Source organism: Catellatospora methionotrophica (genome assembly GCF_011297335.1).
GTDB lineage: Bacteria > Actinomycetota > Actinomycetes > Mycobacteriales > Micromonosporaceae > Catellatospora > Catellatospora methionotrophica.
Genome location: NZ_JAAOTJ010000006.1, coordinates 169,839 through 196,332 on the forward strand (window position 1 = coordinate 169,839; position 26,494 = coordinate 196,332).

Sequence of the window (26,494 nt, forward strand, 5' to 3'; positions counted from 1 at the left end):
CGCCGGTGCGCGTCGCCAGCGGACGCTAACCAATCGATGGTCGTACGTGGGAGGCCGAACGATGTTGGTGCGACTGGCGCTCGACTGGACCGATCCCTTCGGGATCGCGCACGGCGTGGGCGAGCTTGTGGACATCGACGCGGTCACCCTCGCCGAGCTCGAAGAGCAGGGAGTGGTGGAGAACATGACCGAGATTCAGCCGACGCCCGACCAGCCGCAGAAGGCATGGGTCGGCCCTGGCGCCCCGCCCGCCGGTGACAAGGCGTGGGTCGGCCCCGGCGCCCCGCCCGCCGAGGAGAAGGCGTGGGTCGGCCCCGGCGCGCCGCCGGCCGGTGACCCGGACGCGGATCCCGACGACAAGCCGTGACCGCCTGACGGCGGCGTCACCGCACCTCGGGTGCGTGACCTGACGCGGGGGCGGGCCGGGTGACCGGTCCGCCCCCGCCCCTGTGTTCAGCTCGCGGCGCAGGCCACGCCGTTGAGCTTCACGTTGCTCGGGGCCGTGGACGGCCCGGAGCCGGTGAAGCTGACCGTCCAGCTCTGGCCGGGCAGCAGGTTCGGGGCCCAGCCGGGCGCGGTGACCGTGACCGTGCCGCCGCTGGTGCTGAACGTGCCGTTCCAGCCGTTGACGATCACCTGGCCGCTGCCGAGCGTGAAGGTCAGCACCCAGTTCGTGAACGTCGTGCTGCCGGTGTTCGTCACCACCAGCGAGGCGTTGTAGCCGCCCGGCCAGGAGTTGTCGATCCGGTACACCGCCCGGCAGCTCGTGCCCGCGTTGGGGCTGGGGCTGGCACTCGGGCTGGGACTCGTGCTGCGCGACGGGCTGGGCGACGGGCTCGCGCTGCGGCTCGGGCTGGCGCTCGGACTCGGGCTGGCCGACCGGGACGGGCTGGCGCTCGGCGACGGGTCGACGACCCCGCTCTTGGCCTTCATGTTCAGCGAGTGCTGCCGGAACACCGCGTGCTCCGGGCAGCCCTCGCCGGAGTCGAACCCGCCGCAGTTGGTGTTGGCCGGATACCACCAGAACGCGTCGCCGTCGCCGCCGGAGGCCTCCATCTCGGCGTACATCTCGGTCCACCAGGTGGTCTTGCTGTCGTGCACGTTCCACTCGCCGAGGAAGAACGGCTTGCCGACGACCGTGTGCGCGTCGCTGATCCACCGGCGCAGCAGGGCACGGGCGGAGGCGTAGTTCAGGCCCGCCCAGCCCTCGGTGGGATACATGTGCCCCGAGGTGAAGTCGATGTACGGCGAGGACTGGATGTAGGTCCACGGGCCGCCGGAGTCGCCGCCGTAGCCGTACTTCGTCTCCTGGCCCTCCTGGCCCGTACCCAGCAGGTGGTTCGGGTCCAGGCTCTTGACCAGCGCGCCCATCTCGTCGACCCAGGCCCGCAGGGTGGTGCCGGTGGTGTTCTCGTTGGGCGTGGCGTCGGGGTAGCGGGGCTCGTTCATCAGCTCCCAGGCCAGCACCGTCGGGTCGTTCTTCCAGGCCACGCCGGTGAACGAGTTGACCCGGGTGAGCGCCTTGGTGACGTAGTTCCGGTACTGGGTGAAGCAGCCGGGGCAGGCGGTCTTGTTGAAGAAGCGCCACCGGTTGGCGTATCCGGTGGGCAGGCCCTCCCAGGACAGGCGCTTGTCGATGCCGCCGTACGCCTCCCAGAAGTTCTCGAACACCGGCACGAGCCGGATGTTGTGGTCGCGGGCCGACTTCATGACGTAGTCGAAGAGGATGAACGCCTCCTCGGTGTAGACGCCCTCGGTCGCCTCGAAGCCCATCCAGTCCTCGTGGCTGAACATCCACAGCCGCAGCACCGACACGTTGTCGCCCTGCAGCCGGGTCATGTGGGCGTCGATCTTGGCCTTGTCGACGTACTGCTCGCCGGGCAGCCAGTCCGAGCCGAAGGTGAACACGTCGTAGGTGTTGGTGCCGGCGAAGTAGTAGGGCTTGCCGTCCAGGCAGAAGCGGATGCCGCAGCGGGTGACGAAGCTGTCGCGCGGGTCGGCCGCCTGGGCGGCGGGGGAGGCGACGAACGGCACGGCCAGGGCCAGCGTGGCCGTGACCGCCGCCAGTGCGGCCAGCAGGGCACGCCGTGGGGAACGGGACATGGGGACTCCTCGGTAACGCGGCTGCTCCCAGCGATGCGGGCACATCGCGGGCGATGGGAACAACCGTCAATGGAAGCGCTCCCATATTAGGGCCCGGCCCACCCCAGGTAAAGCGGTTCAGTAGCGGCCGAACCCCGGCCCGGAACGCATCGAGGCTCCGTCCCGGGTGGGGCGGAGCCTCGATCGACGAACTGCGGTGTCAGCGGTCCTGCATGCCCGCGCGGCGGCGCAGGGCCGGAACGTCCATCACCACGATGCGGCGGCCCTCGGTGCGCAGCCATCCCCGGCTGGCGAAGGAACCGATCGCCTGGTTGACGCTCTGCCGCGAGCCGCCCGCCATCTCGGCCAGCTGGCTCTGGTTCAGCTCGATCGTGATCATCGGCGCCTGGCTCTCCCCGGCCAGCCGCACCAGCGTCTTGGCGACGCGGCCGGGCAGATCGAGGAACACGTGGTCGGCGTTCTGCTCGGTCAGCCGGCGGATCAGCGCGCCCAGCGAGCGCATGACCGCGTCAAGGATGCGCGGGTTCGAGTGCACCAGCTCCATGAACGCGCCGCGCGACAGGGCCAGCGCGGTGCAGTCCTCCAGTGCCTCACACGACGCCGAGCGGGCCGAACCGTCCAGAAGGGACACCTCGCCCAGCACGTCCGGCGGGCGCAGCACGGACAGCACCGCGCGCTCGCCGGTCGGGGACGTGCGGAAGATGGCCACCGATCCCCGCTTGAGCACGATGAGTGACTCGCCGGGGTCGTTCTCGACGAACAGCAGCTGCCCCTTGCGGAAGGTGCGCGGCACCGCCGCGGCGATCACCCGTTGCCGTACCTCAGGCTCCAGACCAGCGAACATGTCGACCCCGGTGAGCGCGTCCGCAGCTTCCGGAATGCGAATCTCCACCGCCTACCCCTTCCGTGTTCCCACCCCCACCGACATCCACGGTCGTGGCGGTCGGTGCAACCCTGGACAGATCATCGCGTGCGTGAGCCGCCACGTCCACTCCGTGCCTCGGCATCGGAGGCTGTCCATCGACGAATCTGCCGCAACGCAGACACCGCCGACGGATACGACAGCGTGCCGCCACATGTGATAATCCGCCCGTGCTGGCTGACGATACGATCCGCACGACACTTCGTACGGCATGGCACCTTCAGCCGGATGGCTGCACTCCGCTGGACGGTGGGCCGACGACATCGACCAGGTCGGTTGCCGTAGGTGACCGGCGGTACCTGGCGGTGCTGGTGAGAGGCCCGCAACGGGCCAGTTTCGAGGCCGGCCTCGCCGCGGCCGAACATCTCGCCCGGCGGGGCTTCCACACCGGCGCACCCGTGCGCGCGGCGGACGGCGCGCTGTGCGTGCCCGTCGGCGACTGCGTGCTCGCCCTCGTGGAGTCGGTGCCCGGCCGCCCGCTCGACGGCGCGGACCCGGTCGACCAGCAGTGGTGGGGCGACCGGCTCGGGGCGGCACACCGGGGGCTGGCCGGATTCCGGCACGCCGGGCTGCCCGCCTGGCATCCGCTGCGGCCCGAGGCCCCGCACCTGTCCGTGGCGGGCTGGCTGCGCCCGGCGATCACGGGTGCCATCACGGCGCTGACCAAACTCCAGGTCACCGACCGGCTGACGGTCGGCCCGCTGCACGGCGATCCGCGCCCCGACGCGTTCCGGATCGACGCCGGAACCGGCCGGATCGGCCTGGTCAGCTGGGGTCGTGCCCGGTTCGGGCCACTGATGTACGACGTCGCCTCGGCCGTGCGACACGCCGGTGGCCCGTCCCGCGCGGCGGAACTGCTGGCGGCGTACGAGGACGCGGGCCCGGTGCCGGTCGCCGAGATCGAGGGCAGCCTCGACACCCTGCTGCGCTTCCGCTGGGCGATGGAGGCCGACGCCTGCGCCCGCGCCCTGGCCGCCGGGCACTCCGACGAGGACGCCGCCGACCTCTGCCGAGCAGCCCTCACCGAAACCCGCACCGCCCTCCTCGACTGACCCACCGCGCCCCGCCTGCCGCCGGCCGCCTGCCGCCTCCCCGCCTGCCGCAACTCTTAAAGAGTCGCGGCATCCGGGGAGGCTGAGGCCGCGACTCCTTAAGAGTTGCGGCAGGTGGGGGTGGGGGTGGGGGTCAGGGGGTGCGGAGGTGGGTGAGGACGAGGGGGTCCATGTGGCCGGGGACGAGGCGTTCTTCGAGGTTCTCGATGCCGGCCCAGTCGGACAGGGCGGTGTCGAGATCGGAGGCGGTGTGGCCGCGGGCGGTCAGCAGGGTGCGGACCTCGTCGGCGAGGGCGTCGCGCAGGGGGAGCAGGGTGGCCGGATCGGGTCTGCCGAACAGCAGGGTGTGGATGTCGAGTAGGCGGGCCAGTTCGGCGCACGGGTCGGGGTGGTCGTCGACGCGCAGGTCGGCGACGATGTCGCTGGTGCCGCCGTAGCCCTGGCCGGGCGCGACGACGTACAGGGACGCGCTCTGGCGTCCGCGCTTGTCGCCGCCCGCGCCATCGCCCGCGCGCAGCGCCGCGAGCAGCCGTACGGCCAGGTCGGCCGCGGGGTCGGACGACAGCCAGGCGCTCTCCATCGCGGCGACCACCTCGGGTCCGGCGAGGATGTTGCCCTGGATGGCGTATCCGTCGCCGGTGCGCCCGCCCGCCCAGCCGTGGCAGCCCGCCCCGGTGTACGTCGCGCCGTCGCCGGTGCGGCCCACGACGCCGAGCTGGCGGGAGTCGCGGGCCGGGTCGGCCGCGGTGAGCCCGGCCACCACGTCGGCGGCGGCGGTGCCCGTACGCAGCAGGGCGAGTCCCTGCGGCCGGTAGGCGAGGTTGGCGTAGGACTGGGTGGCCAGCGCGCCGACGGCGGCCTCCGCGGCGGGCACGGCGGCTCCCACGGCCAGGAACTTGCTGGCTACGGCGACCCCGAGGGCGACCCCGTCGGCCGAACGCGCGACGATCGAGAACGTCATGGCGCTCAGGGTAGGGGTCCCGGTGCCGGGCGTACAGGAGAGATCCTCACGACAGGGGAAGACGTGGCCTACCGCTATTTCTACGACTGCGAGTTCATCGAGGACGGAGTCACCATCGACCTGGTCTCGATCGGCGTGGTCGACGAGTTCGGGCGGGAGTTCTACGCCGTGTCCACCGAGTTCGACCCGAACCGGGCCATCCCGTGGGTGCGCGACAACGTGCTCAACCTGCTGCCGTCCCCGGCGGACAAGGCGTGGCGCTCGCGCGAGCGCATCCGGGCCGAGCTGCTGGAGTTCCTGACCGAGCCGCTGACCGGCCGCCCGCAGGAGACCATCGAGCTGTGGGCCTGGTACGGCGCGTACGACCATGTGTGCCTGGCGCAGTTGTGGGGGCCGATGGTGACGCTGCCCCGGGCGATTCCGCGCTTCACCAAGGAGCTGCGCCAGTTGTGGGACGACAAGGGCCGCCCGGCGCTGCCCGAGGCGGCCACGGCGCGGCACGACGCGCTCGTCGACGCCCGGCACAATCTGGCTCGCTACCGGGCGATGACAGCGCGTAAGCGCAAGGACGCGAGACCGCCCGCGGTGGACGCGGGGTGAAGGGCCGATGACAGGCCGGATCGGCACGGACCGGCCTGCCGCGGGTCTGTCACGCACGGGTAACCTTGCCATGACGACACTGTTGCGCTGGCCTGGTGGCCGGCTCGCAGCCCCGGTGTGCAGACAGCGGCGGGGCGTGCTGGCCTAACCCAGGTGAGCCCAGTACAGTGCGCATTTGCGGCCCGCCCCGGCCGGCAACGTAGCCGTGATCACTCGTCTCCCGGGGCCCGGCAACTGACTACCCGTAATCGGGAGGACGAGAAAATGCGTATCGGCGTACTCACCGGCGGCGGCGACTGCCCCGGTCTCAACGCGGTCATCCGCGCCGTGGTCCGCAAGGGCGTGGGCACCTACGGGCACGAGTTCGTCGGGTTCCGCGACGGCTGGAAGGGACCGCTGGAGGGCATCACCCGCCCGCTCGGCATCCCCGAGGTCCGCGGCATCCTGCCGCGCGGCGGCACGATCCTGGGCTCGTCCCGCACCAACCCCTTCAAGATCGAAGGCGGCGTGGAGCGGATCAAGCAGAACCTGGCCGACATGGGCGTGGACGCGCTCGTGGCGATCGGCGGCGAGGACACCCTCGGGGTGGCCACCAAGCTGACCGAGCTGGGCGTGAACGTCGTCGGCGTGCCGAAGACGATCGACAACGATCTGGGCGCGACCGACTTCACGTTCGGCTTCGACACCGCGGTCAACATCGCCATGGAGGCGATCGACCGGCTGCACACCACGGCCGAGTCGCACCACCGCACCGTCGTCGTCGAGGTCATGGGCCGCCACGCGGGCTGGATCGCGCTGCACGCGGGCCTGGCCGGCGGCGCGAACGTGATCCTGCTCCCCGAGCAGAAGTTCGACCTGGACAAGGTCGTCGAGCACGTGGAGACCCGGTTCCAGACCAACTACTCGCCGATCATCGTGATCTCCGAGGGCGCCATGCCGACCGACGGTGACATGATCACCCTCAACGGCGAGCTGGACGCGTTCGGCCACGTGCGCCTCGGCGGCATCGGCAACTGGCTGGCCGACCAGCTGGAGAAGCGCACCGGCAAGGAGGCGCGCGCGGTCGTGCTGGGCCACACCCAGCGCGGTGGCACCCCCACCGCCTTCGACCGCGTCCTGGCCACCCGCTTCGGCCTGCACGCCATCGACGCCGTTCACGAGGGCGACTTCGGCAAGATGGTCGCCCTGCGCAGCACCGAGATCGTCCGCGTCCCGCTGGCCGACGCGACCCGCGAGCTCAAGACGGTCCCCCCGCACCGCTACGCCGAGGCCGAGGCCTTCTTCGGCTGACCGGTCCGGTCGATCCATGGCGGGTTGATCATGAACTTGGGGGCACCCCTGACTTCATGATCAACCCGCTCTTGCTCTTTGGAGGGAGCGCGGATGTACACCGTTGCCGTTGTCGGGGCGGGGAAGATCGGTGAGGTGCTGCTGTCGGGCTTGGTCAAGGCCGGGTGGCCGGTGGATCAGATCGTGGCCACGGCGCGGCGGGCCGAGCGGGCCGAGCAGTTGCGCGAGCGGTACGGCATCAGGGTGCTGGACAACGCGGCGGCGGTGGCGGCGGCGGACGTGGTGGCGATCGCGGTGAAGCCGCAGGACGCCGGGGCGCTGATGGCCGAGCTGGGGCCGCAGATTCCGGCCGGCAAGCTGGTCGTCTCGCTGTGCGCGGGTCTGCCGACGGGGTTCTTCAGCAAGTGGCTGGCCGAGGGCACGCCGGTGGTGCGGGTCATGACGAACACGCCCGCCCTGGTCGACGAGGCGATGACGGCGATCTCGGCCGGGCCGCACGCCACAGCGCACCACCTGGGCATCGCCGAGGAGCTGTTCTCGCCGCTGGGCCGCACCATCCGGGTGCCGGAGAGCCAGCAGGACGCCGTCACCGCGCTGTCCGGCTCCGGCCCGGCGTACTTCTACTTCCTCGTCGAGGCCATGACCGACGCGGGCATCCTGCTCGGGCTGCCGCGCCAGGTCGCGCACGACCTGATCGTGCAGACCGCGATCGGCTCGGCCATCATGCTGCGCGACTCGGGGGAGCACCCGGTGAAGCTGCGCGAGGCGGTCACCTCGCCCGCGGGCACCACCATCTCCGCCATCCGCGAACTGGAGAACCATGGCGTACGCGCCGCGTTCCTCGCCGCGCTGGAGGCCGCCCGCGACCGGGCCAAGGAGATCGCCGACCAGGCGTCCTGACCGCGTTCACGTGATCGGGGGACCCCCGCAGGCTCATTCACGCCTGCGGGGGTTCCTGCTGTTCGGACGGTCGCCTTAGGCTCAGGAGCAGGGAGTTTGAGCCGAACGCCCGGTCCGCTCCGCCCCCGGAGCCGCACGCAAGGAGACCGCCATGCGACGCGCCGCAACGATCCTCGGGACCACCCTCGCCGCCCTCATGATCTCCGCCCCGGCCTACGCCTACGCCCACGACAAGGTCACCAACCCCGTGCTGCACGCCATCCTCGACGTGCTCACCCTCGCGGTCGTCACCGCTCCGGTGTGGACCGCGTTCGCCTGGTCCCGCGGCCGCCGCTCGGCGGCGCTGATGCTGCTGATCGCACTGGTGCAGGTCCCGGCCGGCGTGCTGGCCTTCGTGCCCATCCCCGACCCCGCGCTGCACGCGGCGGCGCTGATCACCAGCCTCGCCGTCACCGCCACCTCGATCGTCTACGTACGGCGCGAGGCCGCCGTCGCGGTCGAGGCGGCAGGCTGAGAGACCCGCTGCCGGGGCGACCCGGCGGACGGAAGGGACCCGCTGTCGGCTGTGTGCGACGAGTCGCGGACGGCCGGCGGCGGTGCCGCGCAACCGCCCGATCCGGCGCCCCCGGATCGGGCGGTGGTGCGCAGGGCGACCTTCTCGCCGTCCAGGTCGAGTTCCAGGTGCTCGCCGCTGTGCCGCACCTGGGGGCAGCCCGGATGCGGCGCGCCCCAGTCCCCGTCGGTGCGCCGGTACGCCGTCCAGCGGCAGTGCTCCTCGTCGACGTACCCCCAGGCCATGAACAGCTCGCTGCCCAGGTAGCGGTAGAGCCCCACGGTGGCGGTGCGGCCGTCCTCGGGTTTGCGGAAGAACTCGCCGGTCAGGCCCGGCACGACGTGTCCTTCGAGGTCGACGTCGGCCGCGATCCGGTGCGGGGTGTACTCGGCCAGCCGGGGCAGGGCGGAAACCCGCGCGTCGCCGTGTTCGCCGTCGACGAGGCCCGTCGCCGGAATGGTCTGCTCGCTCATACCCGATCAACGACGCCGTGCCCTGGTGGCGACACGTTCGCGCGCGCTGATCTCAGGTTGCGGAACGCGCCACGTCGGCTGCGGGCGGTCACCGGTGCGGCCTTACCCTTGAGCCCATGCGCCACGAATGGCATGAGCTCAGGCACCCCGGTCTCGAACTGGGCGACAATCGGCAGCCCGGCGAGTCCGGCGTCACCATCGGGCGGCCGACCACGGTCGCCTCGGCGGAGGACCTCGGGCTGGACCGCTGGCGCACCCTGCCGCGGGCGCAGATGCCGCCGTGGGAGGACTACGACGAGGTCGAGCAGGTGTGCCGGGTGCTCGACTCGGTGCCCTCGGTCGTCGCGCCCTACGAGGTCGACCAGCTGCGCCAGCGCCTGGCCCAGGTGTGCGAGGGCAAGGCGTTCCTGCTGCAGGGCGGCGACTGCGCCGAGACCTTCGCCGACAACACCGAGCACCACCTGCTGGCCAACGCCCGCACCCTGCTGCAGATGGCGGTGGTGCTGACATACGGCGCGAGCATGCCGGTGGTCAAGGTCGCCCGGGTCGCCGGGCAGTACACCAAGCCGCGCTCGCAGGCGCTGGACTCGCTCGGCCTGCCCGCGTACCGCGGCGACATGATCAACTCGCTGGAGCCGACGCCGCAGGCCCGCGTCGCCGACCCGCAGCGCATGATCCGGGCGTACGCCAACGCCGCCGCCGCGATGAACATGCTGCGCGCGTACCTCGGCGGGGGACTGGGCGACCTGCACGCCGTGCACGACTGGAACCGTGACTTCGTGCGCACCTCCGCCTTCGGTGAGCGCTACGAGGCCATCGCCCGGGAGATCGACCGGGCGCTCGCGTTCATCCGCGCCTGCGGCATGACCGACGAGGAGGCCCTGCGCACGGTCACCCTCTACGCCTCGCACGAGGCGCTGGCGCTGGAGTACGACCGGGCGCTGACCCGCATCGCCGACGGGCGGGCGTACGGCCTGTCCGGCCACTTCCTGTGGGTCGGCGAGCGCACCCGCGACCTCGACGGCGCGCACCTGGACTTCATCTCCCGCATCGCCAACCCGATCGGCGTGAAGCTCGGCCCGACGACCACCCCGGAGTACGCGCTGCGCCTGTGCGAGATGCTCAACCCGGACAACATCCCCGGCAAGCTCACGCTGATCAGCCGGATGGGCAACCACCAGGTCCGCGACGCGCTGCCGAAGCTGGTCGAGACGGTGCGCGACAACGGCGCGAAGGTCGTCTGGCAGTGCGACCCGATGCACGGCAACACCCACGAGTCGTCCAACGGCTACAAGACCCGCCACTTCGACCGGATCGTCGACGAGGTGCTGGGCTACTTCGAGGTGCACAAGATGCTGGGCACCCACCCGGGTGGCATACACATCGAGCTGACCGGCGAGGACGTCACCGAGTGCCTGGGCGGCGCGCAGGCCCTGGTCGACTCCGACCTGCCCGGCCGCTACGAGACCGCCTGCGACCCGCGCCTGAACACCCAGCAGTCCCTGGAACTGGCCTTCCTGGTCGCCGAGATGCTCCGCGGCTGACCCAACCCCACCCCCCCCGGCGCGTCGGGCCACTGCCCCGGTTCATGATCGCCGTTTGTGGTCAAGATCTGCGCTCAGACCGCAGATCTTGACCACAAACGGCGATCTTCGCATCGGGGACGTGGGGACGGGGGCCGGACCGCTGGGTGGGTGTGCGGGCTGATGCGGTAGGAACGGGGTATGACGCAACTGGTTGATCTTCGCAGCGACACCGTGACCAAGCCGACCGCCGCGATGCGGGCCGCGATGGCCTCCGCCGAGGTCGGCGACGACGTGTACGCCGAGGACCCGACCGTCAACGCGCTGGAGCGCAAGGTCGCCGCGATGTTCGGGCACGAGGCGGCACTGTTCGCCCCGACCGGCTCGATGGCCAACCAGATCGCGCTGCAGCTGGTCGTGCCGCCCGCGCAGGAGCTGCTGTGCGACGCGAACGCGCACGTGGTGACGTACGAGATCGGCGCCGCCGCGGCCATCGGCGGCATCTCCAGCCGCACCTGGCCCTTCGCGGGCGGTCTCATCGACGTGGACCAGGTCACCGCGATGATCCGCCCCGACGGCTATCACGCCGTGCCGACGCGGGCCCTGGCCGTCGAGCAGACCCACAACATGGCCGGTGGCGTCGTCATCGGGCTGGACACGCTGCGCTCGCTGCGCGAGGTCGCCGACACCGCCGGGATCGCGATGCACTGCGACGGGGCGCGGATCTGGCACGCGCACATCGCCGACGGGGTGCCGCTGGCCACGTACGGAGCGTTGTTCGACACGCTGTCGGTGTGCCTGTCCAAGGGCCTGGGCGCGCCGGTCGGCTCGCTGGTCGTGGGCAGCGCGGAGAAGATCGCTAAGGCACGCTGGATCCGCAAGCGCATGGGCGGCGGTATGCGCCAGGCGGGCATCCTCGCCGCGGCCGGTGTCCACGCGCTGGACAACCACCTGGAGCGGCTGGTCGAGGACCACGTGCGGGCCCGGCGGCTGGCCGAGGCGCTGGCCGCGTACGGCGTGGTGGATCCGGACCGGGTGCGCACCAACCTGGTCATCCTCGACCTGGCCAAGACCGCCCTGGACGCGCCCACGCTGGCGGCCCGCGCCCGCGAGCAGGGGGTGCTGGTCAGCGCCCTCGGCCCGCGCACCGGCCGCCTCATCACCCACCTGGACATCGACGACGCGGCCCTGGACCGCGCCATCGAGGTGGTCACCGGCCTGCTCTGACGGCGGCACGGAAGAGGGCCGGTGCGTCGCCGCGCCGGCCCTTTCCTGTCCGTACGTCAGGAGGCTTCCGGGTGCTCCGTGACGTTCTGCAGGTACAGGCCCTCGCCGAGGCTGGCGATCAGGCCGAGCTGGGTCTCCAGGTAGTCGATGTGGTGCTCCTCGTCGGCGAGGATGTCCTCGAAGATGTTCGCCGAGGTCACGTCACCGACCGAGCGCATGTACTCGATACCCAGGCGCAGCCGTTCGACGGCCTCGACCTCGACCTTCATGTCGCACTCGAACTGCTCCTTGACGGTCTCGCCGATGCGCAGCGCGAACAGTTTCTGGAAGTTCGGCAGGCCGTCGAGGAACAGGATGCGCTCGGCGAGGCGGTCGGCGTGCTTCATCTCGTCGATGGACTCATGCCGGGTGTACTTCGCGAGCTTCGTGTAGCCCCAGTTCTCCTGCATGCGGTAGTGCAGCCAGTACTGGTTGATCGCGGTGAGCTCGGCGGTCAGCTGCTCGTTGAGGAACTCTATGACTCGGGCGTCGCCTTGCATGGTGAAGTAACCCCCCACGGGAACTCTCGTATGGGGGCTAATCTACGCGGGTTGTCCGGTTATGCCGCGATTGCCACGAGCGTGTCGGCGCTCTCCTCGTCGATCAGGTCCACGATGCGGTCCAGGCAGGAACCGCACCCGGTCCCCGCGCCGCATGCCTCGCCGACGGAGTCCTCGCAGCGCGCGCCCGCGCGGATCGCCGAGCGCACCTCGCACTCACGAACCCGTTCACAGATGCACACGAACACAGCGGGGACCCTTCGGCACTGAGGAGTGAGGCTCCGGTCAAGCAAGCCTTGCCTCAGTAAGGGTGCCCTAAAGGAAATGTCTAGCGCAAGCCCCTGAGCAGGGAAATGTCTGCGGCATGGGTCTCACCCGGCGTCTCGACGACGACGGGCACGCCGGCGAGTGCCGGGTGGCGGAACATCTCGGCGAACGCGTCCGCGCCGATCAGGCCCTTGCCGATGGCCTCGTGCCGGTCGCGGGTGGACCCCATCGGGTCCTTGGAGTCGTTGGCGTGCACCAGACCGAGCCGGTCCGGCCCGCACACCTCGACCAGGGTGTCCAGGGTGAGCGTCATGCCGCCGGGCTTGGCCAGGTCGTGCCCGGCCGCCCAGGCGTGGCACGTGTCGAAGCACACGCCCAGGCGCGGGTGGCGGTCCACGGCGTCCAGGTACGGCCCCAGGTCCTCCACGCGGGCCGCCAGCGAGCGCCCGCCGCCCGCGCTGGGCTCGACCAGCAGCCGGGGGCCGTCGTCGGGCAGCGCGTCCAGCAGCGGCAGCAGCACGTCGCGCACCTGGCGCATGGCCGCCGGGGTGTGCTCGGCGTCGACCGAGGAACCGGCGTGGAAGACCACCCCGTGCGCGCCGATCGTGGCCGCCCGCAGCAGCGCGTGCGCCAGCACCTCGCGGGACTGCTCGACCGTCGCGGCGGTGGGGGAGCCGATGTTCACCAGCAGGGAGGCGTGCACGTACGCGGGGACGGACCGGGTGTGGCAGCCGGCGGTGAAGGCCTCGTCCTGGCGCGGGTCGCCGGGCGGGCGGGCCCAGCCCCGCGGGTTGCCCACGTAGACCTGCACCGCCGCGGCGCTGACCGCGTCGATGTAGGCCAGCGCGGCCTTGGCCAGGCCGCCTGCCACCGGCGCGTGCGCGCCCACCGCGTTCGTCATCCCAGCTGACAATCGATGATCACGTGCTGTCCCTGCTGTACCGCCGTGTTGGGCGCGGGGTCCTGGTTCACGACCTTGAACCAGTTCTTGTCGCCGAGCACGCCCCGGACCTCGACCTGCAGCCCCATCGAGGCGAGCAGGCCCTCGGCGTCGCCGCAGCGCGCGTTGCGCACCTCCGGCATCGCCTTGACGTTCTGATTGTTGCTGACCTGCAGTTTCACTTCGTCGTTGGCCTCTACGCCGGCCCCGTTGGCGGGGGTCTGCTTCACCACGGTGTCGTAAGGCTTGTCCGATTCCACCCGTTCGACGACCACGCGCAGGCCCATCTTCTGCAGGGTGTCGGTGGCCTCGGCCAAGGACTTGCCCTCGACGAACGGCACGCTCAGCGGGGCCTTGCCCTTGCTGACCACGACCTTGACCTCGGCGCCAGGCTTGACCTCGGTGTCGGCCTTGGGGTCGGTCGACAGCACGGTGCCCTTCGGGGCGAGGTCGTCGTACTTCTCGGCGAGCTTCACCGGCTTCAGCTTCAGCGGCGCGGCCTGCAGGTCGGCGACGGCCAGTTCCCAGGACTTGCCGACCACGTCGGGCACCAGGTAGCGCTCGGGGCCGTTGGACAGGGTCAGTTTCACGATGCCGCCGCGCACGACCCGCTCGCCGGGCGGCGGGTTCTGCACCAGCACGACGTCCTTGGGCACGTCCTCGCGATACTGCGGGTCGGCCAGCTCGTACGCCAGGCCCGCGCTGGTCAGCGTGCTGATCGCCTGGTCCTTGGTCAGGTTGACCAGCTGCGGGGTGACCTCGTAGCGGCCGAAGCCGAGCCACCAGCCGCCGGTCAGCACCAGCAGCACCAGCACGACCGCGGTCGCGGTCAGCGCCGTGCGACCCCGCGGGTCGGCCATCAGCTGCTGGTACCTCGCCTTGAGCCGGTCCAGCGGGCTGGTCGGGGCCGGTGCGGGGCGGCGGCGCGAGCGGGGCGCGGGCTGCTGCGTGTCGGGCAGCCGGGCCCAGGACGGGCGGTCGCGGGGCACGACGTGGCTGACCACCACGGTCTCCTGCTCGACCGGGCGCAGCCGCTGGGTGGCGGCGCTGCTCGCGGTGACGGTCTCGCGGGCGGCCTGCACGGCGGTCAGCAGCGCCCCGGCGTCGGTGGGCCGGCCGCCGGGGGAGCGGCGGGTCGCCTTGGCGACCAGCTCGTCCAGGGCCGCGGGCAGGCCCGCGACGATGCGCGAGGGCGGCGGCACGTCGCGGTCCACGTGCTGCCAGGCCACGTCGACGGGGCGCTCGGCGTCGTAGGGCACCCGGCCGGTGAGCATCTCGAACAGCACGATCCCGGCGCTGTACACGTCGCTGCGCGGGTCGGCGTGGCCGTCGGTGACCAGCTCGGGGGCGACGTAGGCGACGGTCGCCATGAGCTGCCCGCCGCTGGGGTCGTCTGCGCTGGCCTCGACGGCGCGGGCCAGGCCGAAGTCGGCGACCTTCGCGACGGCGTCGATGAGGTTGTGGCTGCCGCCGGTGGGCGCCTCGGCGACCAGCACGTTCTCCGGCTTGACGTCGCGGTGCACCAGCCCGGCGCGGTGCGCCGCGGCCAGCGCCGCGAGCACCTGCTCCATCACGGCCAGCGCCTCGACCGGGGTGAGCCTGCGCCGCTCGGCGAGGATGTCGCGCAGCGTGCGGCCGCGTACGTACTCCATCACCAGGTAGGGCAGGCCGAGGTGGGTGCCCTGGTCGTAGACGGCGACCACGTTGGGGTGGGTCAGCCGGGCGATGGTCTTGGCCTCGTCGGTGAAGCGGTCGAGGCTGAAGGCCTGGCCTGCGGCGTCGCGTACCTGCGCCGGGTGAATGATCTTCAGGGCGACGGTGCGCTCCAGGCGCTCGTCCACAGCCGTGTAGACGGTCGCCATGCCACCACGAGCCACGCGACCGCGGATGCGGTAGCGCCCGTCGACGAGTGTGCCGAGTAGTGGATCGGCGACCTGAGTGTCCATCGCAGCGCAGTCTAAGTCAGGCAGGGGCCGACGTCGTACACCCGCGCGTGCGAACACGTCGCGACCGGGCGTTTCCGCAGCATCACGGGGTCTCCGGGCCCTCGTGGCCGGTCGGCGGAACCGGGTCCACCGGGTACGAGGTCTCGGGCAGGACGATCGCGGACGCCGATGCCATCGCCGACGCGGACGCCGACGCCGACGCGCTGGGGCTCGGCGACGGGCTCGGCGAGGGGGACGGCGACGGCGACGGGCTCGGTGACGGGGTCGGCGACGACTCGCAGTCGCACGGGGTCGGCGACGGGCCCGGCGAGGGGGTGCGCCGGGGGCTCGGCCGCGGCGTGACGATCCGCCCGGCCGGGACGTCCTTCACCCGATCGGTGGGACTCGGCGTCGCGTTGGTCTGCCGCCACGGCGCGGGTTCGGCCGAACCCGGCGGTGCCGGGACGTGGGGCAGGGTCCCCGGCGGGCGCTCCTCGCCGACCAGGGCGTCCACCCCGGCCGCGACGGCGTAGTAACCGCCGACCACGACCGAGCCCACCACCAGCGCGCCCGCGGCGAGCACGGCGCGGCCGCGGGCGCGGGAGGGCCGGGGGTCGTGGCCGCCGGGCGCGGGCATGACGGTGGTGTCGTCGTGCATCCGGCGCCGGGCGAGGTCGTAGCGCAGCGAGCGGCGTGCGCCGTCGAGCTCGCGCATGATCTTCTGCCAGGGATTCATCGGAGAGTCCTCTATTCGGCCGGCACGGCGGTCGGGTCGGGGATGCGGTGGTGGGCCCGGTCGGCGACGTGGCAAGGTGTGGAGGTGGCCGAAACTTCGCACTCGACGACCGACGCCCCCACGACCTGGCTGCCCCTGCCGGACGTGGCCGAGCGCCTCGGGTTGTCGATCCTCAAGGTGCACCAGATGATCAAGGACGGCTCGCTGCTGGCCGTACGCCATGACGGCGTGCGGCAGGTGCCCGCTGAGCTGGTGGCCAACGACATCGTGCTCAAGCACCTCCCCGGCGTGCTGACGTTGCTGCGCGACGCCGGGTTCAACGACGATGAGGCCGTGCGGTGGCTCTACACCGCCGACGACACGCTTCCGGGCACTCCGGCGGCGGCGCTCGGCGGCGACAAGGCCCGCGAGGTGAAGCGCCGGGCCCAGGCCGTGGCCTTCTGACGGTGTACGCGTACCTGGCGGTGCTGCTCGGCTGCCTGGCCTGCGCGCTGTGGCTGGAACCGGTGCTGCGGGTCGGCGTGCTGCGCCAGTGGCGGCGGCTGCTGCTGGTGGCCGTGCCCGTGGTGCTGGTGTTCGGCGCGTGGGACCTGCTCGCGATCGCGGCCGGGCACTGGTCCTTCGACCATGCCCAGGTGCTCGGCGTCTGGCTGCCCGGTGGCATGCCGCTGGAGGAGCTGCTGTTCTTCCTGGTGGTGCCGCTGTGCGCGATCCTCGGCTTCGAGGCCGTACGCAAGGTGCTGGGCCGGGCGGAGCGCCCGTGACGTACACCACGGCCGCCGTGCTCGGCCTGGCCGGGGCGGTGGCCGTCGACCTGCTGGTGCTGCGTACCCGGGTGCTGCTGAGCCTGGCCTTCTGGGCGACATACCCGATCGTGCTGGTGTTCCAGCTGCTCAGCAACGGGGTGCTGACCGGGCGCGGGGTGGTCCGCTACGCGCCCGACGCGGTGACGGGGCTGCGGATCGCGTACGCCCCGGTCGAGGATCTGGTCTTCGGTTTCGCGCTGGTGCTGTTCACGCTGTCGCTCTGGGTCTGGACCGGACGGCGGCGACGATCAGCGCGATCGTGACCGCGAACGCGCCCACCGCCTTGGTCAGCACCGGCACCCCCAGCCCGTTGGGCAGCGTCAGCAGCGCGCAGGCCACCGCTCCCACGGCCAGCCAGCGCCGCCTGCGCGGACCGGTCTCCGCGGCGGCCAGCACGGCCAGCGGCGCGAGCGCGTACCACGGATAGAACACCGGCCCGAGCAGCGCCGTGGCGATCATCACCCAGCCGCAGGCCCGCACCACCGCTCCGGTCTCGTCCCGGTGCCGCCACGCGTGCGCCAGCTCCCACACCCCGAACCCGGCCAGCGCCAGCAACCCCAGCGCCCGCCCCACGGCCACCGCCCCGTCGACCCAGCCACCCTGCCCGGCCAGCCGGAACACGTACCCCACGGCCATGCCGACCGCCGTCGGCGGAGAACTCCACTGCACCAGCTCGCCGGTGCCCCGCAGCGCGGCGACCCACCCGAGCCCCAGCCCGCTGGCGGCACTCACCCCCGCGAACGCGGCGACCCCCGCGACCGCACCCGCCCACCAGCGCCGCCCCAGCAGCACCAGCACGAACGGCACCGCCACGAGCGCCGTCACCTTGACCCCCACGGCCCCCGCCACAGCGGCCCCCGCTCCGGCCGCCGCCCACCACGCACCCGCCTGACCCGCGCGGCCCCGGGCGATCACGGCAAGGGTCAGGGCGGCGACGGCGAGGGCGGCGACGAGGGCGTCGTTGTGCAGCGCGGACAGGGCGTGGACGGCGGTGAGCGGGGTCAGCAGGGCCAGCCAGTAGGCGGCGGGCACGGCAACGCCGCAGGCGCGCGCCAGGGGCGGGAGCGTCAGCGCGAGCAGGGCGAGCGCGGCGAGGGTGAGCAGGCGCAGGCCGGCCAGCGCGCCGAGCAGGCCGCCGAGCCCGGTCACGGCCGAGGTCAGCAGCACCGCGACGGGACCGTAGGGGGTCGGCGTGTGCCACCAGATCTCCGGGACCGCCGTGGTCCAGGGACAACCGCCGTCGGCGACACCCAGCGTGTACGGGTCCAGGCCCGCTCGCCACAGCCAGCCCTGGCAGGCGTACGCGTACGCGTCCCGGCTGCCCAGCGGCGGCGCGACCAGCAGCGGCGCGGCCCACGCCGCCCCGATCGCCAGCAGCCGCCACGCCGAGCCGGTGCGGACCGACCCGCCGGTGATCATGTCTTCGGCCCGGCCCAGCCGCCACCACGCGAGGGTCCACCCGGCCATGCCGAGCAGCCAGCACGCCAGCCCCAGCAGGAAGCTCGCCGACACCGCGCCGAACCCGCCCAGCCGCAGACCGGGGCCCGGATCGCCGCCGGGCAGCGCACCCGCGAGACATGCCGCGGCGGCCAGCAGCACGCCCGAGACACAGCCCAGGGCGACGGTCACACGGGCGGCGGCGTGGGGGAGCACCCGTTGATGATTCCACGGTCCTTGATCGCGACCACGCGACACCGCACACTCCCTGATGTGGACAGGATCGGGACGCGGCGCGACATCGTGATCACCGCCGTGGTGGCGGTGCTGGTCATCGCCCTCATGGCGCTGGTGGGGTACTGCGCGCGCACCGCCATGGCGCCCTCGGGCGACGGCGCACCCGTCCCGTCGGCGGCGGCCGGGACCCCGGTCTCCGGGCTGCCCACGGTGCCCCTGCGCGGCCTGCCCAAGGAGGCGGTCGCCACCGTCGCGCTGATCGACAAGAACGGGCCGTACCCCTACGACAAGGACGGCACCGTGTTCGGCAACCTGGAGGGTGTCCTGCCCAAGCAGCCGCGCGGCTACTACCGCGAGTTCACCGTGCCCACGCCGGGCTCACGCGACCGCGGCGCGCGGCGGCTGGTCGCCGGGCGCGACGGCGACCTCTACTACACCGACGACCACTACGAGAGCTTCCGCCAGGTGCTGCGCTGACTCAGGTGGCGCGGTGCACCGAGGCGTCGGCCAGCTCACGCAGCATCTCAGCCGCCTCCGGCTCGACCGGCGCGACCTCCAGCGCGGCGAGCGCCGTCGAGGTCAGCTCGGCGATGTACGCCTCCGTGCGGGCCAGCGCACCCGACTCGGTGATGATCCGGCGCAGCTGGGCCACGCCCGCCTCGTCCAGGTCGGGGCTGCCCAGCGCGGCGGCGAGCGTGTCGCGGTCGGCGGGCGCGGCGTGCGCCAGGGCCATGACGATCAGGTAGGTGCGCTTGCCCTCGCGCAGGTCGTCCCCGGCCGGCTTGCCGGTCGCCACCGGGTCGCCGAACACGCCGAGCACGTCGTCGCGCAGCTGGAACGCCTCGCCCAGCGGCAGCCCGAACGCCGAGTACGCCTCGCTCAGCGCGGCCGGGGCGTCGGCCAGCGCGGCCCCCAGCAGCAGCGGATGCTCGACGGTGTACTTCGCCGACTTGAACCGGGCCACCTGCGACGCCCGCGCCACCGAGGTGTCGGCCGAGGCCTGGGTGAGCACGTCGAGATACTGCCCGATCATGACCTCGGTGCGCATCAGGTCGAAGACCGGCCGCGCCCGCGCCACGGTCGCCGGGTCGAGCCCGCTCGCGTGCAGCATCTCGTCGGACCAGACCAGGCACAGGTCGCCGAGCAGGATCGCCGCCGCCGCGCCGAACCCGGCCCCGCCGCCCTGCCAGCCCGCCCGGTCGTGAATCATCGCGAACCGCCGGTGCACCGCGGGCTCGCCGCGGCGGGTGTCGGAGGCGTCCATCAGGTCGTCGTGCATCAGCGCGCTGGCCTGCACCAGCTCCAGCGCGGCCAGAGTCGACACCACGTCGTCACGGTCCTCGCCGCCCGCGCCGCGATAACCCCAGTAGGCGAAGGCCGGGCGCAGGCGCTTGCCGCCGCCCAGCACGAACGATTCCACGGCGTCGGCCAGCGGGCCCAGGCCGTGGTCGATGCCCGCCATGTGCGTCCGGCGGTCGGCCAGGAAGACCGCGAGGGCCTTCTCGACCCGCGGACGCAGCGCGGCCCGGTCCACCGGGTGAATGGTCATAGGACGAACTTAGTTCACTCCCGGCCGTGTGGATGACCCCGGTAGGTATGACGTGAGCTGTGTGATCAGCTCACTCAAGTCACGTACCGCGCGGATCTGCGGCCGGGCCGCCAGTCGCACCGACAGCTCACGGGTCTGCTCGGCCGCCCGCACCGACCCGGCCCGCACCGCCTCGACCGCCGCGTCCGCGCCGACCACGCAGGCCTGCTCCACCTCGCCGACGCCGAGCAGGGCACGGGCCAGCCAGCCCGCATAGACCGCCCGGGTACGCGGCTGACCGCGCCTTCGCCGGCGCAGTCCCGGCTGCTCCAGCAGCCGCAGGGCGCGCACCGGCCGGTCCAGCGCGACCAGGCACCGCCCCGCCATCGCGGCCAGCTCGGCCGGGTCCAGCCAGTACAGCCAGTCCGGTTCGTGCTCCGGGCGCACCCGGTCGCCGAGCCGCCGGGCGACCAGCAGGCCGTCCTGCGCGGCACGGCCGTCCCCGGCCCGCGCCGCCGCCAGCGCCGCCCGGTGCGCGAGCAGCGCCCGCAGGCCCGCGCTGCCGTCCCGGCGGGCACCCGCCGCGGCGATCCGGGCGAGCCGCCACGCCGCCCCCGGATCCACCTCGCAGAGCAGGTGGCTGGCCCCGCCCAGCACATGCGCGCCCAGCGCCGGATCACCCGCCTCCATCGACAGCACCAGCCCCGCCCGGTACGCCCGCAGCGCCCCCGCCCGGTCCCCGGCGTCGGCGGCCGTCCACCCGGCGAGCTGCGCCAGCTCCGTCACGGGCCGTAACAGCCGCCGCCGGTCCGCGCCACGTGCACGGCGCAGCCGGTCGGCCCCCTGCTGCCAGCACCGGTGCGCGACGGGAGCCAGGTCGGTCCCGCCGACGAGGTCGTCCATCCACCGCAGCTCGGCGACGTGCCGGTCGAGCTGCGCGGCCTCCCCGTCGCCCGGTTGCGCGAAGAACCGCCCGTATCCGTGCTCCGATCCGTCCAGGAGCGCTGATCCGGCGGGGTGGCCTGGCCCGGCGGCGTGGCCGGGTTCCGCGAGCCGCGTCACGAACCCCAGGCCTGCCGGGCCCCGAGACTCGCCCGGGGCGGGATCGCTGTTCGCGACATGGCGCAGCCACTGCTCGGCGAGCTGGAGCAGCCGGGTCAGGCCGTCGGCGGGAGCCGGGCTGTCGACCGGACGCGCGGCGGCGGCCAGCCACGCGGGCGGCAGGTCGAGCACGAGCGCCAGCCAGGCCAGCCACTGCGCGCCGGGCAGCCGGTCACCGCGCTCCCAGCGGCTCACCTCGTGCCTGGTCACCGTGGTGACCCCGGCCGCCGCGCAGAGCAGCGCGGCGAGCCTGGTCTGGCTGTACCCCCGTCGTCGTCGGGTATCAGCGATCAGTCTGCCCAGCGTTGGACGGGACACGGCGGCCTCCAGGCTCGTCCCACGGCGTTACCGGACACAGCCGACCCCCGGCGCAGGCCCCCATGCGCCGACCCGATTTCTACCGTCCGCGTACGACACCGCCGCCGCACCACTTCCATGATCGTCGTCTCCGGTCAGAAAGTGCGGTCCGGCCTCACTTTCCGACCCGAAACGACGATCATCGCGAGGCGAGCCGGGTCGCCGCGAGCCGCCGGACCTCCGGGGACTCGATCGGATCGTGGGCGAGGCCGCCCAGCACCCTCCTGGTGACGTGGTCGAGCTGGACATGGGCCACGGCGAACTCGCGCACCCCGCTCTCGCTGTCGAGCAGGCCCTGCCCCAGCGGAACCTCCGCGGCCAACGGGTCGACCGCCAGCAGCGCCCGCAGGCAGGCCGCCCGCTCGTACGAGTGCGGAGTCCACCGCCACATCGCCCGCAACCGCGGCACGGCATCGGCCGCCACGGCACCGAACCGGGCGAAGCCGTCCGCCAGACCGTCGAACCCGCACCAATCCTCGGACTCCCACTGCCTGTCCCAGGCCTCGACCAGCCGCGGGATGTCCTGCTCGGTCCCGTACGCGGCCAGCAGCGCCACCCCGAACCGGTGCATCCGCCCGTCCTGCGCCCACCCCCGGGCGTGGCCGACAGCGGCCGAGCCCAGCCGGGAGACCGCGCGATACAGCGACGGCGTCCCGTAGAGGTCCTCGGCGAGATCCAGCAGCCGCGGCTCCGGCGCGGAGCGGATCAGCTCCCGCAGCGCGGCCGCCCGCTCCCCGCGCGACGCCAGCGGGTCGCCCAACACCGCGACCAGCGCATCGCTGGACCGTGGGACGGGCGTCGGCGGGCGCGCCGGGCGTTCGGCGGTGAGCCGGGTCAGGTCCGCGATCCGGGGATGCCGCCGCGCCCAGGTGGCCCACGGGTCCCGGAACCCGAGCAGATCGTCCTCGTCCTGCGGGGTCAGCCGGGAGAGCAACACGGTGTCGAGGTCGTCCCAGCTCTGCCGGGGCCACCGATCGGTGATCTCGTCGAGCACCGCCGTCCAGTGTTCCGCCTCGGCGACGGCCCGCCGCAGCGCGTCCACCGCCCGGCGGTCGCCGGTGTGGCCGAGCGTCTCCAGCACACCGAGCGTGACGTGGAAGGTCCCCTCGTCGTAAGAGGCTCCGTCGTGAAGGTCGAGGTCGCGGTCGGCGGTCCAGAAGAGATCGATTATCGGGGCGAGGTCCAGGTCGAGGTCGCGGATCAGGCGGGCGAGATAATCGCCGCAGTCGTCGACCTGGCGGTCCCAGCGGTGGTCGCGCGCGATGCAGCCGTACACGGCCTCGGCCACGCCGGGGTCCCGCCGATCGCGGCGTGCCCGGAGCACCCCGCGCCCGTGCCCGCGTTGCAGGGCTCCCAGCAGGGTCCGGGGATGGTCGTAGTACCAGTGGTGCCCGTCGTCATCCGGTTCGGTCATCGCGGATCAGGATGGCTGCCCGTGACCTGTGGGCCAACCGGAATACGAAGTGATCATCCGGTGCTCCGCCGGCATGACGGCCGTGCTTGGGGGAGATCACGACCCATGGTGGTGTCGTAGAGTGCGACTGTTCCGAACAACGGAGGGTGGTCTGCGATGGCGGGCGAGCAGCCAGCGTACCGGCGGGTCGCGGATCAGCTGCGCCGACTCATCCTCAGCGGTGAGTTGGCGGAGGGAACGCGATTGCCCTCCCTGCGGGAGATCGCCACGCAGTACGGAGTCGCCGTGAGTATCGCGACACGTGCGCTGGACGTGCTGCGAGCTGACGGACTGGTGATGGCGCGGCCCGGTGCGGGTACCTATGTGCGCCGTTTCGAGCGCATCGTGCGTAGCTCGCCCGGCCGGCTGGCTCGGGATCACTGGGGTGGAGGCGCGGCAATTCAGGACCATGACACGGGCCCGCGAGTGCGGGCCGTCGACATCGTCATCGGCGATGCGCCAGCTTCCGCTTTCGTAGCGGAGGCGCTGGGCATCGAGCCGGGGACGCCCGTGCTCACCAGGTCCCGACGGTTCGTGGTGGAGGGTAGGGCGGTGCAGTTGTCCACCTCTTACCTGCCAAGGGAGCTGACCCGCGGAACACGTATCGAGCACACCGACGCCGGTGAGGGTGGTACGTATGCCCGGCTAGCCGAGCAGGGACTCGCGCTCACCCACTTCACTGAACGGATCGTGGGACGCAGCCCACTGCCTGAGGAGGCTTCGGCGCTCGATCTGCTCGCCGACGGAGCGCGCATCCTGGAGATCACGCGCCTGGCGTATGCGGAGGACCGCTGTGTCGAGGTGAACCGTATGGTCCTCGATTCCGACGCCTACGAGCTGACCTACTCGTTCCCCTCCTGACAACTGTTCCGAACAGATGTTGATTGTTCGGAACAGTTGTGATTGACTCGTGTCACGCTCCACAAGGGAGGACGTGTGGCATGGGAACTCCCCTCGATGCGCGAACGCTCGGCGCTTACGCCAATGCACAGGCGGCGTACGCCCGCCATTTGTTGGGTCTGCACCTACGTGACGGCACCGGCTGTTGCCGGAGCTGTGGCCGGACTCATCCATGCGCTGACCGGACACGTGCGGCGCAACTGATCGCACATTTCGCGGACTGGCCTATTGACAGTCAATGAGCTGGCGCGACAGTGCACATTCGGGCTTGAGGACTAGCGTTCGCCCTGATGGCAGGCCTGTAAGGACCAAAGGCCTCCAGGCCCCTACACATTTTTCTGCTGGCCCCTCCCAAGAGGGCTTCGGCCCGGTGTGATGAACGAGCTCGCGCTGGTGGACGGCACTCCCAACACCGTGTGAGCCGCCGGGGCGGCGCGTCATCTCCCATGGCCTGCGCCGCCCCGGTGCCCTTCGTTGCGTACACCCTGGAGGGTTTGATGGATCTTCCTTCGATCGACTGGGAGAACCCGCCGCTGGAGCCGCCGGAGCAGGTGGCGCAGCCGCTGATGTGGCTGCTGGCGGCGCGGCTGCTGCACGACCACGTGCCGGGCGCGGGGTTCCGGCCGCCGGTGCACCGCTGCCGGGTGTGCGAGCTGCCGTGGCCCTGCCCGGCGCGGCGGTATGCCGAGCGCGGGCTGCTCGCCGCGTGCCGCCATCCGGCGGTGGGGCGCGGGTCGGCCTCGTTCGCGGACTGGTTCCTCGCCGGCGAGCAACCGCGGTGAGCGCGGGACGGGAGGGGCTGGTGAGCATGGTCACGTGGGCGGGGCGCACCACGCACTGGGACGAAACCGCTCCTCAGACCGGTCGGCCGATAGAGTCGGCAGGGTGACGCTGCGTGCTCCTTCCACCATGCCGGGACCTCGGCCGACCGTGCGTGAGCTGCTGGTCTCGGGGGAGCCGACGTTCTCGTTCGAGTTCTTCCCGCCCAAGACCGCCGACGGCGAACGTCTGCTGTGGCAGTCGATCCGGGAGCTGGAATCGCTGCAGCCGTCGTTCGTCTCCATCACGTACGGCGCGGGCGGCAGCACCCGGGACACCACGGTGCAGCTCACCGAGCGCATCGCGACCGAGACCACGCTGCTGCCGCTGGGGCATCTGACCGCGGTCAACCACTCGGTCGGCGAGCTGCGCAACGTCATCGGGCACTACTCGGACGCGGGCGTGCGCAACATGCTCGCGCTGCGCGGCGACCCGCCGGGCAGCGACCCGCAGGCCGACTGGGTCGCCCACCCGCAGGGGCTGCACTACGCCGAGGAGCTGGTGCGGCTGCTCAAGGACAGCGGCGACTACTGCGTCGGGGTGGCCGCGTTCCCGGAGAAGCACCCGCGCTCGGCCGACTTCGAATCCGACGTGCACCACTTCATCCGCAAGTGCCGGGCCGGGGCCGACTACGCGATCACGCAGTTCTTCTTCGACTGGCAGGACTGGGCGCGGCTGCGCGACGCCACCGCTGCGGCGGGCTGCGACGTGCCGATCATTCCGGGTGTCATGCCGGTGACCAACGTCAGCCAGATCGAGCGGATGGCGCAGCTGTCGGGCGCGGCCTTCCCGCCGGACCTGGCGCAGCGGCTGCGCGCGGTCGCCGACGACCCCCAGGCGGTACGCGCCATCGGCGTCGAGGTGGCCACCGAGCTGAGCACGAAGCTGCTGGCCGAGGGCGCACCCGGCCTGCACTTCATCACGTTGAACCGGTCGACGGCCACCCGTGAGGTGTGGCAGCGGCTGCGGGTGGGCGCCACGGTGTAGCTCCCACCCGAGTGGCCTGCCGAGGCAGGCGGACCGGGAGTGGAGCATGGCGGCGCCGACGACGGGCACGAGCTGGGACGGGTACGTCTCCGGCTGGTCGAACTCGCACGACGGGTATGACCCGCGCCACGCGGGTCCGCTGCTGCGCAAGTGGCTGCGTGCCGCGTTCACGGTCAGCGGAGTGCTGGCCAGGCTCGGCGCGCGGCCCGCGTACGCGATGACGGTCGCCGCGGCCTGCGCGGTGCTGGTGCCGGTCATCGCCGCCCGTGGTGGGTCGTGGCCCGCGCTGGCGGTTCCGGTGCTGACGCTGGGGCTGGCAGCGGACACGGTCGGGCAGACGCTGGCGGTGCTGCTGGGGCGGACCTCCCGGATCGGTTCGTTCTACCGGACGATGCTCGACCGGATGAGCGAGGTGTGCTGGCTGGTCGCGCTCGGGGCGCTCGGCGCGCAGCAGACGCTGCTGCTGGCCTGTGGGGCGATGGTGTGGCTGCACGAGTACATCCGGGCCCGTGCGGGGGCGGTCGGGCTGCGTGCGGCGGGTTCGGCGACCATCGGCGACCGGCCCACCCGGGCCTGGCTGACGCTGCTGTCACTGCTGCTCGCGGCCGCCGCGACCGCGCAGGTCGGGCCTGATCTGGCCGCCGGGGTGGTGACGATGGTGCTGGTCCTGTGGTTCTCCCTGGCGGTGCTCGGCCTCGGCCAGCTCCTCACCGTGGTCCGCAAAGTCCTGACCTGACCGGGCCCGCCTGCACCACAGGGCGTTGAGGAAGGTGCCCTTCCTAACGCTCGCAGTCCGGGGGAGGCGGGCCATGATCGCTGTTTGCGGTCAGAAAGTGCGGTCCCACCTTGGTTTCTGAC

General features: G+C 72.3%; 29 protein-coding genes. 16 read left to right on the forward strand and 13 right to left on the reverse strand.

The genetic code is table 11. The features are described from left to right. Window positions 1-61 precede the first annotated feature (61 nt). Window positions 62-367 (forward strand): hypothetical protein, encoded by a 306-nt coding sequence (locus HAV40_RS17020; protein WP_166382338.1) that lies wholly within the window; start codon window positions 62-64, stop codon window positions 365-367. Between the two features lie 86 nt (window positions 368-453). Here HAV40_RS17020 and HAV40_RS17025 read toward each other — a convergent pair whose 3' ends face one another. Beyond that, entirely contained in the window at window positions 454-2,103 is a 1,650-nt protein-coding gene (locus HAV40_RS17025) for a cellulose binding domain-containing protein (RefSeq protein ID WP_166382340.1), read from the reverse strand. A 199-nt stretch (window positions 2,104-2,302) separates the two neighbouring features. Continuing rightward, the gene (locus HAV40_RS17030) at window positions 2,303-2,995 is read right to left on the reverse strand and encodes a Crp/Fnr family transcriptional regulator (protein ID WP_144121521.1); all 693 of its coding nucleotides are present in this window, start codon (window positions 2,993-2,995) and stop codon (window positions 2,303-2,305) included. Between the two features lie 200 nt (window positions 2,996-3,195). Here HAV40_RS17030 and HAV40_RS17035 point away from each other — a divergent pair, with 200 nt between their 5' ends. After that, entirely contained in the window at window positions 3,196-4,077 is an 882-nt protein-coding gene (locus HAV40_RS17035) for a phosphotransferase enzyme family protein (RefSeq protein ID WP_166382342.1), read from the forward strand. Window positions 4,078-4,210: 133 nt separating this feature from the next. On the opposite strand, the gene HAV40_RS17040 is transcribed toward HAV40_RS17035, so the two are convergent. Beyond that, window positions 4,211-5,038, reverse strand: a complete 828-nt coding sequence (locus HAV40_RS17040) for a DUF1028 domain-containing protein (RefSeq protein ID WP_166382344.1) — start codon at window positions 5,036-5,038, stop codon at window positions 4,211-4,213. 63 nt (window positions 5,039-5,101) lie between these two features. On the opposite strand from HAV40_RS17040, the gene HAV40_RS17045 reads away from it, so the two are divergent. The 4 genes from HAV40_RS17045 to HAV40_RS17060 all read left to right on the forward strand — a co-directional run bounded on the left by HAV40_RS17045 (window position 5,102) and on the right by HAV40_RS17060 (window position 8,342). Beyond that, the gene (locus HAV40_RS17045; RefSeq protein ID WP_166382346.1) at window positions 5,102-5,638 is read left to right on the forward strand and encodes a polyadenylate-specific 3'-exoribonuclease AS; all 537 of its coding nucleotides are present in this window, start codon (window positions 5,102-5,104) and stop codon (window positions 5,636-5,638) included. A 264-nt stretch (window positions 5,639-5,902) separates the two neighbouring features. Beyond that, window positions 5,903-6,928 carry a 6-phosphofructokinase gene (locus HAV40_RS17050; protein ID WP_166382348.1) on the forward strand — a complete coding sequence of 342 codons (1,026 nt, stop codon included), beginning with the start codon at window positions 5,903-5,905 and terminating at the stop codon, window positions 6,926-6,928. Between the two features lie 93 nt (window positions 6,929-7,021). Next, entirely contained in the window at window positions 7,022-7,828 is an 807-nt protein-coding gene (gene proC, locus HAV40_RS17055) for a pyrroline-5-carboxylate reductase (protein ID WP_166382350.1), read from the forward strand. Between the two features lie 151 nt (window positions 7,829-7,979). Continuing rightward, a complete protein-coding gene (locus HAV40_RS17060; RefSeq protein WP_166382352.1) occupies window positions 7,980-8,342 on the forward strand; it encodes a hypothetical protein in 363 nt (120 codons plus the stop codon). Here HAV40_RS17060 and HAV40_RS17065 read toward each other — a convergent pair. Next, on the reverse strand, window positions 8,297-8,854 hold the full coding sequence (locus tag HAV40_RS17065) for a hypothetical protein (protein ID WP_166382354.1): 558 nt from the start codon (window positions 8,852-8,854) through the stop codon (window positions 8,297-8,299). The two genes, HAV40_RS17060 and HAV40_RS17065, sit on opposite strands and share 46 nt — an antisense overlap. 116 nt (window positions 8,855-8,970) lie before the next feature. Here HAV40_RS17065 and HAV40_RS17070 point away from each other — a divergent pair, with 116 nt between their 5' ends. Further along, window positions 8,971-10,398 (forward strand): class II 3-deoxy-7-phosphoheptulonate synthase, encoded by a 1,428-nt coding sequence (locus HAV40_RS17070; RefSeq protein WP_166382356.1) that lies wholly within the window; start codon window positions 8,971-8,973, stop codon window positions 10,396-10,398. Window positions 10,399-10,578: 180 nt separating this feature from the next. After that, window positions 10,579-11,604 carry a threonine aldolase family protein gene (locus tag HAV40_RS17075; RefSeq protein WP_166382358.1) on the forward strand — a complete coding sequence of 342 codons (1,026 nt, stop codon included), beginning with the start codon at window positions 10,579-10,581 and terminating at the stop codon, window positions 11,602-11,604. Window positions 11,605-11,660: 56 nt separating this feature from the next. Here the strand turns inward: HAV40_RS17075 and bfr are convergent, their stop codons facing one another. The 5 genes from bfr to HAV40_RS17100 form a co-directional block, all read right to left on the reverse strand. After that, complete coding sequence (gene bfr / locus HAV40_RS17080; RefSeq protein ID WP_166382360.1) at window positions 11,661-12,143, reverse strand: bacterioferritin; 483 nt, start codon at window positions 12,141-12,143, stop codon at window positions 11,661-11,663. 59 nt (window positions 12,144-12,202) lie between these two features. Further along, the gene (locus HAV40_RS17085; protein WP_166382362.1) at window positions 12,203-12,391 is read right to left on the reverse strand and encodes a (2Fe-2S)-binding protein; all 189 of its coding nucleotides are present in this window, start codon (window positions 12,389-12,391) and stop codon (window positions 12,203-12,205) included. A gap of 80 nt (window positions 12,392-12,471) precedes the next feature. Further along, the gene (locus HAV40_RS17090; RefSeq protein ID WP_166382364.1) at window positions 12,472-13,311 is read right to left on the reverse strand and encodes a deoxyribonuclease IV; all 840 of its coding nucleotides are present in this window, start codon (window positions 13,309-13,311) and stop codon (window positions 12,472-12,474) included. After that, a complete protein-coding gene (gene pknB / locus HAV40_RS17095; protein ID WP_166382366.1) occupies window positions 13,308-15,296 on the reverse strand; it encodes a Stk1 family PASTA domain-containing Ser/Thr kinase in 1,989 nt (662 codons plus the stop codon). The genes HAV40_RS17090 and pknB overlap by 4 nt, the downstream gene beginning before the upstream one ends. Before the next feature lie 82 nt (window positions 15,297-15,378). Beyond that, window positions 15,379-16,011, reverse strand: coding sequence for a hypothetical protein (locus HAV40_RS17100; protein WP_166382058.1), 633 nt, complete (start codon window positions 16,009-16,011; stop codon window positions 15,379-15,381). Between the two features lie 84 nt (window positions 16,012-16,095). On the opposite strand from HAV40_RS17100, the gene HAV40_RS17105 reads away from it, so the two are divergent. Genes HAV40_RS17105 through HAV40_RS17115 form a run of 3 tightly spaced genes read left to right on the forward strand, consistent with a single transcriptional unit; the run spans window position 16,096 to window position 17,080 of the window. Continuing rightward, window positions 16,096-16,455: an Rv2175c family DNA-binding protein gene (locus HAV40_RS17105; RefSeq protein WP_239085825.1), complete on the forward strand. Its 360-nt coding sequence runs from the start codon at window positions 16,096-16,098 to the stop codon at window positions 16,453-16,455. Window positions 16,456-16,457: 2 nt separating this feature from the next. Beyond that, window positions 16,458-16,775 (forward strand): lycopene cyclase domain-containing protein, encoded by a 318-nt coding sequence (locus HAV40_RS17110; protein WP_239085824.1) that lies wholly within the window; start codon window positions 16,458-16,460, stop codon window positions 16,773-16,775. Further along, window positions 16,772-17,080 (forward strand): lycopene cyclase domain-containing protein, encoded by a 309-nt coding sequence (locus HAV40_RS17115; protein ID WP_166382370.1) that lies wholly within the window; start codon window positions 16,772-16,774, stop codon window positions 17,078-17,080. Before HAV40_RS17110 ends, HAV40_RS17115 begins: the two co-directional genes overlap by 4 nt. On the opposite strand, the gene mptB is transcribed toward HAV40_RS17115, so the two are convergent. Then, the gene (gene mptB / locus HAV40_RS17120; RefSeq protein ID WP_166382372.1) at window positions 17,025-18,470 is read right to left on the reverse strand and encodes a polyprenol phosphomannose-dependent alpha 1,6 mannosyltransferase MptB; all 1,446 of its coding nucleotides are present in this window, start codon (window positions 18,468-18,470) and stop codon (window positions 17,025-17,027) included. The two genes, HAV40_RS17115 and mptB, sit on opposite strands and share 56 nt — an antisense overlap. A 57-nt stretch (window positions 18,471-18,527) precedes the next feature. Between mptB and HAV40_RS17125 the strand changes: the two genes are divergently transcribed. Further along, window positions 18,528-18,968, forward strand: coding sequence for a guanyl-specific ribonuclease (locus HAV40_RS17125; protein WP_239085823.1), 441 nt, complete (start codon window positions 18,528-18,530; stop codon window positions 18,966-18,968). A gap of 1 nt (window position 18,969) precedes the next feature. On the opposite strand, the gene HAV40_RS17130 is transcribed toward HAV40_RS17125, so the two are convergent. From HAV40_RS17130 to HAV40_RS17140, 3 genes are all read right to left on the reverse strand, one after another. Continuing rightward, a complete protein-coding gene (locus tag HAV40_RS17130; protein WP_166382374.1) occupies window positions 18,970-20,040 on the reverse strand; it encodes a polyprenyl synthetase family protein in 1,071 nt (356 codons plus the stop codon). A 9-nt stretch (window positions 20,041-20,049) separates the two neighbouring features. After that, entirely contained in the window at window positions 20,050-21,438 is a 1,389-nt protein-coding gene (locus HAV40_RS17135) for an NsdA family TPR-like regulatory protein (protein ID WP_166382376.1), read from the reverse strand. A gap of 178 nt (window positions 21,439-21,616) precedes the next feature. Beyond that, window positions 21,617-22,891 carry a hypothetical protein gene (locus HAV40_RS17140; RefSeq protein ID WP_166382379.1) on the reverse strand — a complete coding sequence of 425 codons (1,275 nt, stop codon included), beginning with the start codon at window positions 22,889-22,891 and terminating at the stop codon, window positions 21,617-21,619. A gap of 156 nt (window positions 22,892-23,047) precedes the next feature. On the opposite strand from HAV40_RS17140, the gene HAV40_RS17145 reads away from it, so the two are divergent. The 4 genes from HAV40_RS17145 to HAV40_RS17160 all read left to right on the forward strand — a co-directional run bounded on the left by HAV40_RS17145 (window position 23,048) and on the right by HAV40_RS17160 (window position 26,372). Continuing rightward, window positions 23,048-23,791 carry a GntR family transcriptional regulator gene (locus HAV40_RS17145; RefSeq protein ID WP_166382381.1) on the forward strand — a complete coding sequence of 248 codons (744 nt, stop codon included), beginning with the start codon at window positions 23,048-23,050 and terminating at the stop codon, window positions 23,789-23,791. 536 nt (window positions 23,792-24,327) lie between these two features. Beyond that, a complete protein-coding gene (locus tag HAV40_RS17150) occupies window positions 24,328-24,612 on the forward strand; it encodes a hypothetical protein (RefSeq protein ID WP_166382383.1) in 285 nt (94 codons plus the stop codon). A gap of 103 nt (window positions 24,613-24,715) precedes the next feature. Further along, entirely contained in the window at window positions 24,716-25,636 is a 921-nt protein-coding gene (gene metF, locus HAV40_RS17155; RefSeq protein WP_166382385.1) for a methylenetetrahydrofolate reductase [NAD(P)H], read from the forward strand. 46 nt (window positions 25,637-25,682) lie between these two features. Then, complete coding sequence (locus HAV40_RS17160) at window positions 25,683-26,372, forward strand: CDP-alcohol phosphatidyltransferase family protein (RefSeq protein WP_166382387.1); 690 nt, start codon at window positions 25,683-25,685, stop codon at window positions 26,370-26,372. The last annotated feature ends 122 nt before the right edge of the window (window positions 26,373-26,494 follow it).